The sequence below is a fragment of the Segatella asaccharophila genome (assembly GCF_054687055.1).
Window position 1 is genome coordinate 31,267 of the sequence record NZ_BAACAN010000019.1, and the last position, 17,759, is coordinate 49,025.

The window sequence follows — 17,759 nt, forward strand, 5'->3', positions numbered from 1 at the left end:
AAATTTGCAGAGTACTTAGAAAAAGGGAGACTCCCCTAAATATTATTAATCATTTTTAGTTTAAGTTATGCAAAAAAGATTGCATTTTCTAATGGCTCTTCTGTTGTTTTTCAGTGCAACAGTAATGGCCCAGGTGACAACTTCAAGTTTAGACGGAAAGGTTGTTTCAAATGGTGAAAATGTCGTCGGTGCTGTCGTGACTGCTATTCACGAACCGTCCGGAACGCGGTATCATGCAGTGACCAATGCCGATGGACGGTACACCATCCAGGGTATGCGTGTAGGTGGCCCTTACACGGTGACGATTAACTATATCGGTTACAAGAAAGAGACCAGAAAGAACATTAGTCTGGCTCTTGGTGAGCCAGAAGTTCTCAATGTAGATTTACAAGAAGATGCTCAGACGCTCGGTGAGGTTACCGTTACGGGAAAGGCGGGAAGAGGAGGCTATGGCGCTTCTTCCAATTTCTCCCAACAGCAGATCGAAGATGCGCCGACCATTGATCGTAATATCTATGATGTGGCCAAGCTCTCTCCACTGGTAAATGTCAACAGGCATGGGGGCATTTCTATTGCAGGAACGAACAACCGGTATAATTCCTTCCAGATAGACGGTGTAGTGGCCAATGATGTTTTCGGCCTTTCTTCTACGGGAACGAATGGCGGCCAGACCAATGCTAACCCGATCTCTATGGATGCGATCGAACAGATACAGGTTGTGGCCTCTCCTTTTGATATTCGCCAGAGCGGATTCACAGGAGGTGCTATCAATGCGATTACTAAATCCGGTACGAATAAATTTACGGGGACTGCATTCAGCTACTATACGAATGAGAACATGTATAGCCACTGGAGCCCATACTATGATAAGGAACAGAAATTGACGAATGAGACCACACAGACCTATGGCTTTACCTTCGGTGGCCCGATCATCAAGGATAAATTGTTCTTCTTTACTTCGCTGGAATATCGCAAGCACTCCTATCCCTCACAGTTTTATGCCGGCGCTCCGGGTTATTTCATGACGACTGCCAGGGCAAAGGCGATGGCTGACAAGTATTATGATGTGACGGGGATACAGGAGACCTATAACAAGCGCAATATCAATCAGGAAGGAACGTCTGTTTTAGGACGTCTGGACTGGAATATCAATAGTAAGAGCACTTTGTCATTCCGCTATCAGGGTAATTTCTCCTACGATGATAACTTTGGGATCGGTGCCACTTCATTTATCTTCAACGGTTCAGGTTACCGGATGAAGAATACTACTCATTCCCTGGTGGCTGAGTTGAATTCCCATATTAATGATAACCTTTATAACGAACTTCGTTTCGGTGCAACCTTTGTCCGTGACCATCGTGATATAAGTTATAAGGGTCCTACGATTTATATCAACGCTTCTCCTAAGGTCAGTATGGGAACAGAATATTCTTCCGGCGTGAACATGCTGAACCAGAATAACTGGACATTAGAAGACAACCTCTCTATCTATTATAAGAATCACACCTTTACGCTGGGTACTCATGATGAGTATTATGACATGAAGAATGGTTTCATCCAGGCTGCATTCGGAGAATATGTCTATTCAACGGTCGATCAGTTCTTGAATGATCAGAATCCAGACAGTTTTGTCTATAAGTATTCAGATCCGACGCTGACCGGTACGACACAGTGGAAGACTCCTTTTAAGGCAGGGATCTTTGGCATTTATGCTCAGGACAAGGTGGATTTGTCCACACGCTTCCAGTTGACATACGGTCTGCGTTTTGATGCGCCGTTCTATTTCAACCATCCTACCTGGAATACAACCTTTAATCAGACTGTAGACTGGGCCGGAAACGATGGAGTACGTGTAGGCCGCCGTCCGGCTACGATGATTGCCGCTTCTCCACGCCTTGGGTTCCGCTGGTATCTCAACGACAGCCATAGCAGTTTGCTGCGTGGCGGTGCAGGAATATTCAACGGACGGGCTCCTTTTGTCTGGATAGAGAATGCGTGGGCCAATACCGGTATGGAGATGAAGGGTGGTACGCTGTACACAAATGATAAAGCTGGAACTAAAGCACCGAAATTTTCTGAATATGGTAACAAGGATCCTATGGATGCATTGAATTCTGATAAAGCCAGCGCTGCTACGCCTGATATTGTTACTGTTGATCATAAATTCCGTTTCCCGCAGGCCTTCCGTACGAACCTGGCCTGGGAGCAAGAACTGCCTTTCGGCATTAAGATGACATTGGAGGCTTTGTACTCTCGTTCTTTGAATGCTGTTTTCTTTGAAAATCTAGCCCTTCAGCCTAATGGAACCGTTTATGCTGTTCCGGGGGTGAAGAATTCTGCGACGGTCTACTATTCCAGTGTTCGTTCCAGCAATCTTGCTGATGGGAGTGGAACCTATAGTGTCAATTCCATCATTAATATGAAGAATACTAATCAAGGACATAGTTACAGTCTCAGTGCAAAGTTAGAGAAGAACTTTGCCTTCGGCCTTGACCTGATGGCCAGTTACACCTTCGGGCATTCCTATTCCGTGAATGATGGTACTTCATCTGTTGCCAGTTCCAACTGGGGCTATTGTTACAGTACTGATCCTAATCATGAGGCACTGGCTTATTCAATGTTTGACATTCCTCATAATGTTCTGGTGGAAGCTACTTATAATACCCCTCGCTATGGAAACGGCCGTTTCCAGTCTCATTTTACGTTGACTTATAATGGCTTCAGCGGACAGCGTTACAGTCTTACCATGTCAGATGCTTCGAGTTCTTCCTTCAACGGTGACTATAGCCGGGGCAACTCCTTGCTGTACATTCCTACACAGGATGAACTTGCCCAGATGAATTTCGTGGATACGAAAGATTCCAAGGGCAATGTGACAACGACAGCCGAACAGAACCGGAAGGAGTTTGAAGATTGGATAGAGAGTAATAAGTATGCCAAAGACCATCGTGGCCAGTATGCAAAGCGCAACTCTATTACTGCTCCCTTTGAAAATCATTTCGATTTCCATTTTGCCCAGGATTTCTTCTACTTGAAAGAGCGTGGGAGCAAGGTGTCTCTGGTATTTGATATTCTCAATGTCAGCAATATGATCAATAAGCACTGGGGTAAGTTCTATTCCAGTTTGTGGAATGCGAATATCCTTCAGGTGCAAAATGTCGCTTTTGATAAGACATCGAAGATTGCGACTCCTTCTTATACCTTCGTGGGCGAGACTCCTGCAATCAGTGACTATTCCAGCCGCTGGCACATGCAGATCGGCCTTCGTGTAACATTCTAAGGACAGTGCTGCTGTAAAAGCAGACAAGAATAAAAAAATTGGGGTATCTCCTGGAGGGGATATTCCAATTTTTTTGTTATCTTTGTCCTTGTTTTTACTTCAGATTAACAGATATATTTATGATTATAGATTTTGATCAGATCAAGGAAGCCCATATTCAAAACTTCAAGGGAGGTAAGGGCGAGTTAGATACACGTAATTACGTGGATGATAAAGTGAAGATCATGTATTCGACCCTTCGTCCCGGGGCTTCTACCGGCCTACATACCCATGAAGGGAACTGTGAGATTATTTTTGTGATTAGTGGGGTAGCAACCTTCCATTTTGACGGGAAGGTAGAGGTGGCTCGCGAGGGTCAGGTGCATTATTGTCCGATGGGCCATTCTCATTACATGGAGAACCTTACCGACCATGACCTGGTATACTATGCCATCGTTCCGGAACATCACTGATCAGGGGCGTTATCTGGCAGAATAGGGGTGACGGGCACGCGGCCACTGTCTTGAAGTTGTTGCAGACGGCGCCTGGCTACCGGGTGACCGGGATAGAGTGTCAAGGCTTTCTGATAGTTCTTTGCGGCAGCGTCGTATATCTTTTCAGTTTCACATTCTTTTCCTAAAAGGACATATTCCGTGGATAATTTCTTCAGGTAGTTTTCCTTTTCCTTCCAGTCTTCCTTCAACTGTTCGTTTTCTTCACGGAGTTGGTTGATCACATTCAGCTCACGGCGAATTAGTCGTTTGGCGGCAGGTTGTTCAATATCATAACGGCTGTGGATGGCCACGAAGAAATGATCAATGGCCGCCTGCATATCACCTCGTTCAAAGGCTTGCAGCGCTTGGGCATATTCCTGGTCAGCTTTACTTTGTGCAAGAGCTGTCTGGATAATATTCCTGTTATTGTAATTCCTGGCAAATTGCCTGACCTCATTATGCACGAAAACTTCATCCCTGCGGATGGGCTCTTTCAGACTGATCCCCTGCAATGAAGTGCAGCGTGAGAGGGCAACATAGGTCTGGCCGCAGGCAAATACTCCACCGGTAAAATCTATCTTGACTTGGTTGAAGGTTAACCCCTGACTTTTATGAACGGTTATCGCCCATGCCAGACGGATGGGATACTGGATATACCTTCCTATTTCTTCTTCCTCAATTTTCTTTTCCGTTTCATCGAAATGATAACGGATATTGCTCCAGGCAGTTTGCTCCACGGAGACTTCCTCTCCCTTTTCTGTTGTGATATAGATCAGGGCGTCCTGAGGATTTTCTTTGATATTGTCATATCCTGTGACCGTTCCCAGTGTTCCGTTCACCCACTGATGATTGATGTCATTCTTGATGAAAATGATTTGTGCCCCTGGCTTCAAGGATAATTCTACAGGTGTAGGAAGGCTGTTGTCAGGAAATTCTCCTTCTACACTTCCACGAAAGAGAACGGGTTGTCCTGACAGTTCTTCGAGGTGCTTTTGATTGATCTGGTCAACGGTGTCCCTGCGAGTAGACAGCGTTATGGACAGTTGGCTATGGTCTTCGTCCAACTTCGCTCCTACGCGTTGGTTAAGGGTATCCAGGTCTTCACTGTTTACCTGTGAGGTGCGGATATGGTCAAGGATATGAATGAACACAGGATCTTTCTGACGGTATACTCTTTTCAATTCAATGCTTACCAACTGGAATTGCTGGAACACTCTGGCATCAAAGAAATAGCTGGAAGGATAGTAAGGAGATAACAGTTTGCGGTCATCTTCTTTTACGACGGGTTCAAGTTGGTAGATGTCTCCGACAAGAAGCAGTTGTTTCCCTCCGAAGGGTTCCCGCATATTGTGGCAGTATACGCGCAGGACTTTATCTATGAAGTCCATAATGTCAGCCCGCACCATACTGATCTCGTCAATGATGATCAGTTCCAGACTCTTAAGGAGTTGGATCTTTTCAGAATTATATTTTAAGGTCTTCCGGATATTCCGGATGGAATATCTGCAATCATCGGGGAGTAGGGGATAAAAGGGGAGTTTGAAGAAACTATGCATTGTGGAACCTCCGGCATTAATTGCTGCAATGCCAGTAGGAGCCAGGATGACATGTTTTTTCTTTGTCTTTGCTGCGATATAACGCAAGAAGGTTGACTTACCTGTTCCCGCTTTTCCTGTGAGGAAGAGAGACCGGTGCGTAAATTGAATAATCTGGAGTGCTTGCTGCAACTCCAGATTATTGAGATCAATTTTTTCTTCTATGCGTTCTTTAGCTTGTTGAATATTTTTTATTTTATTCTCCTTTCTTTGATGGATCATGGAAGGATCAGAGATTATTCAGATTGACAGGCTCTTCACCTTGATGCCGCTTGCCGCCTTTGCCGTTATTGTTAGGAGCGTTGTTGTTTTCAGGCTGCTCAGTGGCATTTCCGTTAGCCGGTGCAACCGGATTTCCATTTTCATCAAATTGAATTTCCTGATCTGCAGATGAGTTGGTACTGTCTGATTTCGTACTTGTCTTCTTTACAGCAGGAGCTTTATAGTAGCTTGCGCAAGTATACATGCTCTTGGTAATATCTTCTTCATCCGGTTTCGGGAATTTAGCATGGTATTTCCTGAAGCGAGGGTCATTCAAGACAGACTTCAGGAAGGTTCCGCATATCGGCAGGGCCGTTCGTGATCCTTGTCCCAAGGCCCCTGACCGGAAGTGGATACATCGGTATTCTCCTCCTACCCATGCGCCGACGACCAGATTAGGAGTGACAGCCTCATACCATGCATCAGAGTGATTGTTCGTCGTTCCTGTCTTCCCTCCAAAACTAGTATCCCTGAATTTATCAATGTAAGCCCGTAGTCTAGAGGAGGTGCCGCCTGGATCCGTGAGCCCGCTCATCAGCATCTGTTGCATCAGATAAGCGCTTTTATAAGGGATGACCTGGTTATCATCAGTGGGTCCCACGTAAACTTCCTTACCCTTATGGTCCAGAATCCTGGTTACGAGAACCGGGTCATGGTGCTTCCCTTCATTAGGGATCACGCTATAGGCATTGGTCAGTTCCAACAGATTGACATCACTTGACCCTAAAGCCAGTGAAGGTTCGTCGTCGAGCGGACTTTTGATACCCATAGCCTGTGCGGTAGCGATAATTCGCTTGATACCCATTTCCTGACCAATTCTGACTGCGATGGAATTGATACTCTGTGCAAAGGCACTCTTCAGCGGAATAGAGTCTCCTGAAAAATGTCCATTCGCGTTGGTGGGCTGCCAGGTAACCTCCATGTGTTTTTTCTTATCATAGACCTGCATGGAGATAAACTCATCCCTGCGCTTGTCACAAGGGGTCAAGCCCTGGTTCATCGCTTCCGTGTAAACGAATAGCTTGAAGGTGGAACCCGGTTGTCTTTCTGCCGTTACTTTATCATATTTCCAGTGGTTAAAATCAATGTCACCTACCCATGCCTTTACATATCCGGTCTGCGGCTCCATGGCTACCATGGCACAATGCATAAAATGAACCATATATCTGATAGAGTCCATGGTGGAAATATTTTTCTCTATTGTTCCCTTTTCATAGTCGAAAAGTTTTACAGGATGAGGTTTATTCAGGTAATAAGTTACAGAGTCCAGGTTGTTATGGTATTTCTGGCAGAGGTATTTATAGACCGGCTGCTTTTCAGCTACCCCCTCGATGAATCCCGGAATGACATGTCCGTTTTCATCGATCCATGGATCATTATTGCCCCATTGACTCTTGAAATCCTGCTGGATGCTTTTCATCTGTTTTACGGCAGCGTCCTCTGCATACCTCTGCATACGCGTGTCAATAGTCGTATAGATCTTTAATCCACTTGTATACAGATCGTATCCGTTCTCTTCACACCAGTTTTTCAGGTATTGGGCTACAGCCTCCCGGAAATACTTCGCCTGGCCGTCATAGTTCTCTTCTACCTTGAAGTTCAGTTTGATAGGTATCCTGGAGATTGAATCGAAAGCGGTCTTGCTCAGATCACCATATTCTACCATATTTGCAAGTACGGTATTACGGCGGGCAATACTGTTTTTAGGATTTGTACGGGGGTTATAGTAAGACGTGGCTTTCAGCATTCCTACAAGCAGGGCAGCCTGTTCTGTCGTAAGATCCTTAGGTGTTGTATTGAAGTAGGTCTTCGCAGCCGTTTTGATGCCATACGCATTGGAACCGAAGTCTACGGTGTTGGCATACATGGTCAAGATCTCTTTCTTGCTGTACACGGTTTCCAATTTTGTAGCAATAATCCATTCCTTGCTTTTGACCACGAGGATCCTGAGTCCCGGGATGAGACCTACCAGTCCGGTGGAGTATTGGGAGCGGACGCGGAACATATTCTTTGCCAGTTGCTGAGTGATCGTTGAGGCACCGCGGCTGTCATGATGAAAGATGGCATCTTTCATAGCCGAGAAAACACCGATGGGGTCAATACCGAAATGATGGTAGAACCGCACATCCTCAGTATCGATCAATCCTCTGAAAAAAGCAGGATTGATCTCGTTGTATTTAACAGGTGTACGGTTTTGATTGAAATATTTTCCGATCAGCACACCATCCGCACTATAAATTTCCGAAGCCTCGTTGACCGGAGGGTTCATGATGCCGGACAGATAACCCGGTGATTTGCCAAAAAGCCAAAGAAAGTTGATGTCAACGGCCCCTAAATAGAGGAAGAAGACGATAATGCAGGAAGCGATGACAATGCCCGTCTTGGTATACCATCGCCTTCCCTTATAGAGTCCCTTGTACCACGGCCAGAAGGTACGTATCTTCTGCCAAGTCCAGTTGATCAATTTGCCTATTTTCTTCATAATTTATTGCCTGTTTTGTTTGCTTTTTGAGTAATTTATGATTGCAAATGTACCTATTTATTTGTTAAAGCCATGCTCTCGTCTATATAATTTATGATTTCTTTAATGTTATCGGGATTCATCCAATGAATTTGCTGGTCGTGCTTGAACCAGGTGAGTTGTTTCCGCATATACCGGCGCGTATTTGATTGAATTCTCCGGACAGCCTCTTTCAGATCTATGGCTCCGTCAAAATAGTCGAAGAGCTCTTTATATCCTACAGTGTTCAAGGCTGTCAGTCCCCTTTGAGGATAGACCCTTCTGGCTTCCTGTTCCAGTCCCGTATCCATCATTTCAAGAACACGGCCGTTGATTCGTTCATAGAGCAGGTTCCTGTCGCGGTTCAGTCCTATTTTAAGTATATGAAAAGGGCGCACTTTGGGTGTATGATGGCGGAATGAGGTGTAGGTACGCCCCGTCATCCTGCAGATCTCCAAGGCATGAATGACGCGTCGTGGATTTTTTCTATCCACGATGGCCCAGTGTTCAGGGTCACGATGGCGTAATTCATCCACAAGTGCAGGCAGGCCTTCCGTGCTCAATCGTTGCATCATCAGGGCACGTGTGGCAGGGTCAACGGTAGGAATATCGTCAATGCCCTTACAGACCGCATCTATATAAAGCATAGATCCTCCGGTAAGTAAGGCGACATCCCCTTGTTTGAAAAGATCGTTCAGAAGAGCCATCACGTCTTGTTCGTACATGGATGCCGAATAGTATTCTTTGATATGGTGATTTCCTACGAAATAGTGTTTGACACGGTGTTGTTGCTCAATGGTAGGTGCGGCTGTACCTATCGGCAGTTCCTTGAAAATTTGTCTGCTGTCGGCATTGATAATCGGGATATGAAGATGAGAGGCTATATCCAGGCATAATTCAGTCTTTCCTACCCCTGTCGGCCCTAAGATGACAATTAAAGTTTTTGCCATATCGTAGCGGGTGATGATTTTAAGGCATTGAAAAGGAGAATGAGTTCCTGAACGTTGACATTCCAGATCTCATTCTCCTTTTCTTATCTTTTGCTGGAATTACTTGATAATTCCACGTTTTGAATTCTGGACGAAATCAATGATATACTGTATCTCCGGTGTGATCTGGAGATTTTCGTGAATCTTTTGGATCCCCTCTTTGCGAGTGGGACTTAAGTAAATATAGCGATAAGCGTTGTGTATCAGTTCGATCAGTTCATTGCTGAACCCATGGCGGCGAAGTCCCACCAGATTGATGCCTGCATACCGGATCGGCTCTTTTCCTGCGATGATATAGGGGGGGACATCCTGGGAGAAACGGCTCCCTCCCTGGATCATGACGTATGAGCCGATATGACAGAACTGATGGCAAAGCACTTCGGCGCTGATGATGGCATTGTCATCACAGTGTACTTCTCCACCAAATTTAGTAGAATTTCCGATAATCAGGTTACTTCCGAAAAAACAATCATGTGCGATATGCATATTCTCCATAAGCAAGTTATGGTCACCCACTTTCGTCATTCCTTTTGATGCTGTTCCCCTTGAAATGGTTACATTCTCCCTAACGCTATTACCGTCACCTAGAAAACAGAGGGTTGGTTCACCTTTATACTTGAGATCCTGCGGCTTTGTGGAGATACTCGTACCCGGGAAAAACTCATTGCCGTTCCCAATACGGGCACCATCATTAATGGTGACACTATTCCTCAGAATATTTCCATCTCCGATAACTGTATTCCGATCGATATAGCAGAAAGGGCCGATCGTGTTGTCTTCGCCTATTTTCGCTTCCGGATCAATATAAGCTAACGGACTGATATTATTTGACATTATCTATTTATTTATTCTTTACGATTTGTGCAGTGAAAGTTGCTTCTGAGACAACACGGTCACCGACAAACATATATCCTTTCATGGAGCTTATACCATGACGGACAGGATAAAGAAGTTCTACACGGAAAAGGAGGGTATCTCCCGGTACTACCTTTTGTCGGAATTTTACGTCATCGATTTTTACAAAATAAGTGGACCAGCATTCTGGATCCTTGAGTTGATTGAGCACCAGCAAACCACCGCATTGTGCCATGGCTTCAATCTGAAGGACACCTGGCATGACCGGTTCTTTGGGGAAATGGCCCTGGAAGAACGGTTCGTTGGCGGTTACGTTTTTGATTCCGATAATGCTTGTGGGGCCCATATCAATAATCTTGTCCACTAATTGCATGGGATAGCGGTGTGGCAGCAGTTGGCGGATCCGTACATTGTCCATGACCGGTGCCTCGTTTGGATTATAGATAGGTGCTTGTATTTCATGCCTGTGAATTTCTCTGCGCATCAGCCGGGCAAACTTGTTGTTGATCGTGTGTCCGGGACGTGTAGCTATGATACGTCCTTTGATCGGCTTTCCGATCAATGCCATATCGCCGATAATGTCAAGTAATTTATGACGGGTACATTCATTTTCCCATAACAAGGGTTTGTGCTGTATATAGCCGATCTTGTTCGCATCAATATGTGGCACTTTCAGAACATCTGCGAGTTTATCGAGTTTTTCCTGAGATTCTTTTTCTTCATAGATGACGATGGCATTGTCAAGGTCACCTCCCTTAATCAGGTTTGCTTCCAGCAAGGGAACGATATCCCGGACGAATACAAAGGTGCGTGCAGGGGCTATTTCTGCTGGGAAATCCTGGACATTGTCCAGTGTAGCAAACTGGCTGTTGATAAATTTGCTCTGAAAGGAGCACATCGCCGTAATACTGAACTGATTATCGGGGAGAATGGTGACCACTGAACCACTTTCTTCATCCTTTACTTCTATCTTTTTACGGATAATATAGAAATCTTTCTCTGCATTTTGATCGACAATACCTACTTTCTGTATTTTTTCTACATACATAGCAGCGGAACCATCAAGAATAGGAAATTCCGGTCCGTTAACTTGTATCAGACAGTTGTCTATGCCTAAGGCATAGAGGGCAGCCATGCCATGTTCTATTGTGCCTATGCGTATATCGCCTTCACCTAACACTGTACCTCTTTGAGTCTCAACAACGTTATCGGCAATGGCATCTATAATAGGATGATCTTTAAGATCAATGCGCTGGATTTTATACCCGCTGTTTTCAGGAGCAGGATTGAAAGTTACAGTGAGATTCAGTCCTGTGTGAAGGCCTTTACCAAAAAGGGAGAAACTTCCTTTTAGTGTTTTTTGTTTGGACATACTATTTTCTATTTTACCTCTTTAAGGAATAAGCGAAAGTTTTATACCTTCGCTTTTTTTAGTTGATCTACTTCTTGCCGAAGTTCTTTGATCTGCTGATAGAGTTCTGGTAATTCCTGAAGGATCGCCTGAACCCTGAAGTAACGGAACGGCTGCATGGGCAAACTCCCCATCATTTCCTGGCCATCTTTCAAATTACCGGGGATACCGCTTTGTGCGCCTACCTTGACCTGATTGCCAATCTTGATATGCCCCGTGATTCCTGCTTGTCCTCCGAACATGCACCATTTTCCTACTTTTGTAGACCCTGCGATACCTACCTGGGCAGACATTACGGTATTGGCGCCAATATCATCATTATGGGCAATCTGGATCAGATTGTCCAGTTTGACGCCCTTCCGGATATAGGTGCTCCCCATCGTTGAGCGGTCAACGCATGTGTTTGCACCGATTTCGACGTCGTCTTCTATGGTCACAATACCTATTTGCGGAATTTTATCATAACAGTCCATTTTCGGATTCGGAGCAAATCCGAAACCGTCTGCTCCTATTACCGATCCGGCATGAAGAGTGACACGATTACCGAGTTTACAACCCTGGTAAATGGTTACGTTTGGATAAATTTTGCAGTCTTTCCCTATTTGGACTCCATCTCCAACATAAGCATGGGGGTAAACCTCGCAGCCATCCCCGATGACAGCTCCTTCACCGACGAAAGCAAAGGCTCCAATATATACCTCTTTCCCGATTTTTGCCTTAGGAGAGATAAAGGCCAGGGAGTCAACACCTTTCTTCTCGGGAATCGAGGACTGGTAAAGTTGTAATAATTTTGCCACACAATCACGGGCATTGTTTACCCATATTATGGTCAGGTTTCCAGGGGCTTTTTGACTTAATTTGATTTGGTCGTCAATAAGTACGATGGAGGATTGAGTATGATAGAGATAATTAATATATTTTGGATTAGCCAAGAAAGAAATGGCTTTTGGAATGCCCTCTTCGATTTTAGCGAACGTATTTACAGTAACGTTTTCGTCACCTTCAATACGGCCTTGAATAAAAGTGGCAATTTGTTTTGCAGTAAATTCCATTTTGGCAATGAGATTGATTTATTGTTGCAAAGGTAGAAAAATTAATTCATAATCGTTGATAACATAAGTAATATTTGCGAATTTTTTTGGAAAGCAAGGCAATATTCAGTAAATCAGATGCTTCTGCAATATCTCTGCAAGTCCCGTCTTTATAGAGAATTGTGATCTTGTCATCATTCACATCATACATATCTTTTTGGATGGCATTGACGCTGAGCAGATAGCTTGCATCTGTAAAGCTGACCGAGGCCTTCCTGGCGATATGTGTCTGGATAGAATGAATTTCTTCCAAGGAAATAGGCTGCTCCCGTATTTCTACTTTGAAGATGTTACGGTCAATAAGATCGGTGGCGAGCATGGCGAGTATTTTGTCTTGACTTTGCATCCATACTTTCACGCTGCTCCAGATGTCTGTGTCGTCCAATAATTCATACATTTCCAGTGCTTCAGGGTCTGTGAGAAATACTTTCCGGTCAACATGACGACTGAGAAAATATTTGAGTTGGGGTGGGGCAAAGAGGTCTTCACCTTCCCTCGTCAGGTATTTGGCCCTTTTCAATAAATTGACCAGTACTTTCTCACAGGCTACGGCGGTCTTGTGGAGGTAGACCTGCCAGTACATCAAGCGTCTGGAGGTGAGGAAGTTCTCTATGGAATAGATGCCTTTTGATTCGATAACCAAATGGTCATCAATAACGTTCAGCATCTTGATGATCCTTGCCGAGTTGATGCTCCCTTCGGTTACTCCCGTGAAAAAACTGTCACGGCGGAGGTAATCCAGACGGTCCATGTCCAACTGGCTGCTGATCAACTGGTGGAGGAAATGCTTGGGGTATTGATCTTTAAAGATATTGAGAGCAAGATTCAGTTCCCCATTCATTTCCGCGTTGATCTGCTCCATCATCATGAGGGAAATCTCTTCATGGGTGATCCCATGGATGAGTGTTCCTTCCAGGACGTGAGAAAACGGGCCATGGCCAATATCATGCAGGAGGATAGCTGCCTCAACCGCTTCGGCTTCACTGTCAAAGATGAAGACACCCTTCTGCTGCAGGGAAAGGACGGCTTCGCTCATCAGATGGAAGGCCCCGATAGAATGCTGGAACCGGGTGTGTTGTGCGCCGGGATAGACCTCACTGGCCAGACCTAATTGTTTGATGCGGGTCAGGCGTTGGACCAGAGGATGGCTGACAATATTATAGAGTAATCCTTTAGGGATTTTGATAAATCCGAAGACAGGATCATTGATGATTTTACTATCGTTCAAAAGATAAATGCTTTTTCTGTGTTCACAGGCCGATTTTCTGCAGTTCCATGGCCATCTGCTGTTGCAGCATCCGGGCTTTCTTTGATGCCATAGTGTCAAAGTCCGTTCCATGACCGGCATAAATGATTCCACGGGAAGAATTGACGATGAGTCCACAGTCTGCGATCATACCATAGCGACAAACCTCCTGAAGGTCTCCTCCCTGTGCCCCAATGCCTGGAACCAGCAGAAAATTTTCCGGTGCACATTTACGAATATCGCTGAACATCTTTCCCTGAGTGGCACCCACGACATACATCATGTTGTCCGGTGTCCCCCAGTTCTGGCTCTTGCGGATGACTTTTTCGAAGAGTCTTTCTCCCTTCCTGTCTTCTGTCAGTTGAAAGTCCTGACTGCCCGGATTACTGGTCAGCGCCAGGAGAATCACCCATTTTCCTGGATAAGTCAGAAAAGGCTTTATGCTGTCTTCGCCCATATAAGGAGCGACGGTCAGGGCATCTACATGATCATATTCAAAGAAAGTACGTGCATACATGGCAGAAGTATTGCCAATATCTCCGCGTTTTGCATCGGCAATGACAAGATGATGGGGGTAGTTTTTTTTCAGGTATTCTATGGTCTTTAGAAAGGCCTTCATACCTGTGAGTCCCATGCTCTCATAGAAAGCCATATTAGGTTTATAGGCTATGCAGTAAGGGGCTGTAGCGTCAATAATGGACTTATTGAATGTGAATACCGGGTCATCTTCTCCCCTAAGGCTCTCCGGTATTTTCTGAATATCGGTATCCAGTCCGATACATAGAAAACTCCTTTTTTGTCGGATCTGGTCTACCAGTTGTTGTCTGTTCATCTACGATTTATCTTTTTAGTGGTGTTTACAGTTCACTTTCCTTTAATTTCTCTGCATTTTCAGCTACGGTCAGGTGGTCAATCATGTCCTGGATGTTCCCATTCATAAATCCTTGCAGGTCATGTGTGGTGTAACCGATACGGTGATCAGTCACACGACCCTGGGGAAAATTATAAGTCCGAATCTTGGCGCTGCGGTCACCGGTGGAGACCAGGGATTTGCGCCTGCTCGCAATATCATTGACATATTTAGTATGTTCACGGTCATAAATGAACGTACGTAGCCGGGCAAGGGCCCTTTCCTTATTTTTAGGTTGATCCCGCGTTTCAGTACTTTCGATCAGTATTTCTTCCTCTTCTCCCGTATTCGGATTCTTCCAGGGATAGCGGAGGCGGACCCCCGATTCCACCTTGTTCACATTCTGTCCACCGGCACCGCTTGACCGGAAGGTATCCCATTTGATGCTTCCTTCGTTGATGTGCACTTCGAATTTGTCGGCCTCTGGCAATACGGCTACGGTGGCCGCAGAGGTATGCATACGCCCCTGTGTCTCTGTGGCGGGTACACGCTGGACACGGTGGACGCCACTCTCGTATTTCAGGGTGCCATAGACATTGTCACCACTGACAGAAAAAACAATTTCTTTGTATCCGCCGACGGTACCGGGAGAGAAATTCATAATACTGACTTTCCAGCCCCGCTTGTCACAGTATTTCTTGTACATGTTGAAGAGATCACCGGCAAAGAGCGCAGCTTCATCACCACCCGTGCCTGCACGGATTTCCATTTGAACGTTTTTACTGTCTTCGGGGTCCTTGGGAACGAGATCCAGCTTTATTTCTTCTTCGAGTTTAGGCTGGAGCTCTTCGTTAGTTTGCAATTCAGCCCTGGCCATCTCTTTCATTTCCGGATCATCCTCATTTGCCAGGAGATCCTTTGCTTCCTGGATTGCATCAAGGCAGGCTATATATTTCTTGCGTGCCTGCATGATCTCTTCCAACTCCTTGTATTCTTTGGACAGTTTGATATAGCGGGTCTGGTCAGCGATAACTGAGGGATCTGTGATGAGCGTACTGATTTCTTTAAATCGGTTGCCTAATCCTTCAAGTTTTTCAAGTATACTGTTTCTTTCAGCCATTATGCTTCTTTATTTCTTAAACTTAATTATCGGCATGAACCGAGAACTTATAGATTTGTCTTTTCTGTAATCGGATAGGGAGGGGAACAGAGGGTCTTAGTAATGGAATTCTCCAAATTCTGACTGAATGGTCAGACTGCGCGGTCCCCTTTCGATATGACCGATCGTTTGGGCATTTATGTGGAAAGACCTGCTGATAGCAATGACCTTTTCTGCGATCTCCGGGCGTACATAGATCTCCATCCGGTGTCCCATATTGAATACCTGATACATCTCCTTCCAGTCAGTGCCACTGCATTCCTGTATCATTTTAAACAAGGGGGGCACCGGGAAGAGATGGTCTTTGATCACCTTGCAGTCTTCGCTTACGAAGTGGAGGACCTTCGTCTGGGCTCCACCAGTGCAGTGGACCATGCCGTGAATTTCGGGGCGGAGCTCTTCAAGGAGTTTCTTGATGACAGGTGCATAGGTGCGGGTAGGTGACAGAACCAGTTTACCTGCATCTACCGGGACCCCGTCAACCGGATCCGTCAGTTTGTATCTGCCACTGTATACCAGTTCTTCAGGCATGGCATGATCATAGCTTTCCGGATATTTCCCGGCAAGATATTTAGCAAATACGTCGTGACGGGCGCTGGTCAGGCCATTACTGCCCATTCCCCCGTTATAGTCTTTTTCGTATGTGGCCGTGCCGGTGGAACTTAATCCTACAATTACATCCCCCGGTCGAATATGAGCATTGTCAATGACATCCTTACGCTTCATTCGGCAGGTGACGGTGGAGTCTACAATAATGGTTCGTACCAGGTCCCCTACGTCGGCTGTTTCGCCTCCTGTGGGCCAGATGCCGATGCCCATTTTCCTCATCTCCGACAGGATTTCATCTGTTCCGTTAATAATTGTAGAGATCACTTCACCGGGAATAAGCATTTTATTCCTTCCTATGGTGCTGGATACCAGAATGTTGTCTACTGCTCCCACGCAGAGCAGATCATCTGTATTCATGACAATCGCATCCTGGGCAATGCCCTTCCAGACGTTTAAATCACCGGTTTCTTTCCAGTACAGGTAAGCTAAAGACGATTTTGTACCTGCTCCATCAGCGTGCATAATGTTACAGTAATCAGGGTCACCTCCTAAAATGTCTGGTATGATCTTGCAAAAAGCATGAGGGAAAGCGCCCTTGTCAATATTCTTGATAGCCTTATGCACATCTTCTTTTGCAGCGGAAACGCCGCGCATCATATAACGGTCCTTCGTCATCTTGTTATTGAATAATTCTTTATTTTGATGAATGTTTATCTTTAAACTTTTGTCTTTTAGACAGTCAATTATTCTTTGCCATTCCAGAATTCCCAACTTGCAAAGGCTTGCAAGAGCAGCATTTCCAGTCCGTTTTTGACATTTGCGCCTTGAGCTTTCCCTCGTTTCATAAACAATGTTTCATCTGGGTTATAGATGAGATCATAGAGCAGATTACGGGTAGTCATGGCCTTATACGGGAGTTGAGGACATTCATCCACATGAGGATACATTCCCACGGGGGTACAGTTGACAATCACATTGTATTCCTGAACCATTTCCGGAGTGATCTGCTCATACTGGATTGTACCCGGGCGTTGGAAACGGGATACGAATATGTTTTCCAATCCTAAAGATTTCAACCCGTAGTTGATGGCCTTTGATGCCCCTCCGGTACCGAGGATCAAGGCTTTCTTATGAAATTTCTCCAGCAGGGGCTCGATACTTTTGGTGAAACCGATCACGTCACTGTTAAATCCTTTTAGCGTGACATGACTGCCTTTGTGTTCAACTTTCACGACATTTACAGCGCCGATGGCCCGGGCCTCTGGACTGATATAATCTAAGTAACTGATTACCTTTTCCTTATAGGGAATTGTCACATTGAACCCTTTCAGTTCCGGGTTGGAATCAACAATCTCCGGTAGGTCTCCAATATCGGGGATTTCAAAATTGATGTATTGGGCATCAATATTCTCATTGTGAAATTTCTCATTGAAATAGTTCTTTGAGAAAGAGTGCCCTAAAGGGTATCCGATTAGTCCATACTTATCCATAAGCCTTATT

The 17,759-nt window shown here is 45.1% G+C and carries 13 protein-coding genes; 2 read left to right on the plus strand and 11 right to left on the minus strand.

Annotated elements, in window-relative coordinates:
- The first annotated feature begins 67 nt into the window (after window positions 1-67).
- Together ACYRYG_RS10345 and ACYRYG_RS10350 are read left to right on the plus strand one after the other, a co-directional pair.
- Window positions 68-3,280: a TonB-dependent receptor gene (locus ACYRYG_RS10345; protein WP_460198100.1), complete on the plus strand. Its 3,213-nt coding sequence runs from the start codon at window positions 68-70 to the stop codon at window positions 3,278-3,280.
- A gap of 119 nt (window positions 3,281-3,399) precedes the next feature.
- Entirely contained in the window at window positions 3,400-3,732 is a 333-nt protein-coding gene (locus ACYRYG_RS10350) for a cupin domain-containing protein (protein ID WP_293419291.1), read from the plus strand.
- Here the strand turns inward: ACYRYG_RS10350 and ACYRYG_RS10355 are convergent.
- From ACYRYG_RS10355 to ACYRYG_RS10405, 11 genes are all read right to left on the minus strand, one after another.
- Window positions 3,726-5,570 (minus strand): AAA family ATPase, encoded by a 1,845-nt coding sequence (locus ACYRYG_RS10355; RefSeq protein WP_460198101.1) that lies wholly within the window; start codon window positions 5,568-5,570, stop codon window positions 3,726-3,728. The genes ACYRYG_RS10350 and ACYRYG_RS10355 overlap by 7 nt on opposite strands.
- Window positions 5,571-5,577: 7 nt before the next feature.
- Window positions 5,578-8,091 (minus strand): transglycosylase domain-containing protein, encoded by a 2,514-nt coding sequence (locus ACYRYG_RS10360; protein WP_460198103.1) that lies wholly within the window; start codon window positions 8,089-8,091, stop codon window positions 5,578-5,580.
- A 53-nt stretch (window positions 8,092-8,144) separates the two neighbouring features.
- Window positions 8,145-9,059 (minus strand): tRNA (adenosine(37)-N6)-dimethylallyltransferase MiaA, encoded by a 915-nt coding sequence (gene miaA, locus ACYRYG_RS10365; RefSeq protein WP_460198104.1) that lies wholly within the window; start codon window positions 9,057-9,059, stop codon window positions 8,145-8,147.
- Between the two features lie 99 nt (window positions 9,060-9,158).
- Window positions 9,159-9,932: an acyl-ACP--UDP-N-acetylglucosamine O-acyltransferase gene (gene lpxA, locus ACYRYG_RS10370; RefSeq protein ID WP_293418534.1), complete on the minus strand. Its 774-nt coding sequence runs from the start codon at window positions 9,930-9,932 to the stop codon at window positions 9,159-9,161.
- Window positions 9,933-9,939: 7 nt separating this feature from the next.
- On the minus strand, window positions 9,940-11,325 hold the full coding sequence (locus tag ACYRYG_RS10375) for a bifunctional UDP-3-O-[3-hydroxymyristoyl] N-acetylglucosamine deacetylase/3-hydroxyacyl-ACP dehydratase (protein WP_293418536.1): 1,386 nt from the start codon (window positions 11,323-11,325) through the stop codon (window positions 9,940-9,942).
- Window positions 11,326-11,366: 41 nt separating this feature from the next.
- On the minus strand, window positions 11,367-12,416 hold the full coding sequence (gene lpxD, locus ACYRYG_RS10380) for a UDP-3-O-(3-hydroxymyristoyl)glucosamine N-acyltransferase (protein WP_293418538.1): 1,050 nt from the start codon (window positions 12,414-12,416) through the stop codon (window positions 11,367-11,369).
- 46 nt (window positions 12,417-12,462) lie between these two features.
- Complete coding sequence (locus ACYRYG_RS10385) at window positions 12,463-13,683, minus strand: HD domain-containing protein (protein WP_460198106.1); 1,221 nt, start codon at window positions 13,681-13,683, stop codon at window positions 12,463-12,465.
- Window positions 13,684-13,705: 22 nt separating this feature from the next.
- A complete protein-coding gene (pyrF, locus tag ACYRYG_RS10390) occupies window positions 13,706-14,533 on the minus strand; it encodes an orotidine-5'-phosphate decarboxylase (RefSeq protein WP_293418542.1) in 828 nt (275 codons plus the stop codon).
- Between the two features lie 25 nt (window positions 14,534-14,558).
- Window positions 14,559-15,671, minus strand: a complete 1,113-nt coding sequence (prfA, locus tag ACYRYG_RS10395; RefSeq protein WP_293418544.1) for a peptide chain release factor 1 — start codon at window positions 15,669-15,671, stop codon at window positions 14,559-14,561.
- Between the two features lie 96 nt (window positions 15,672-15,767).
- Complete coding sequence (locus ACYRYG_RS10400; protein WP_460198108.1) at window positions 15,768-16,934, minus strand: AIR synthase-related protein; 1,167 nt, start codon at window positions 16,932-16,934, stop codon at window positions 15,768-15,770.
- 68 nt (window positions 16,935-17,002) lie between these two features.
- Window positions 17,003-17,749: a shikimate dehydrogenase family protein gene (locus ACYRYG_RS10405; RefSeq protein WP_293418548.1), complete on the minus strand. Its 747-nt coding sequence runs from the start codon at window positions 17,747-17,749 to the stop codon at window positions 17,003-17,005.
- Window positions 17,750-17,759 lie beyond the last annotated feature (10 nt).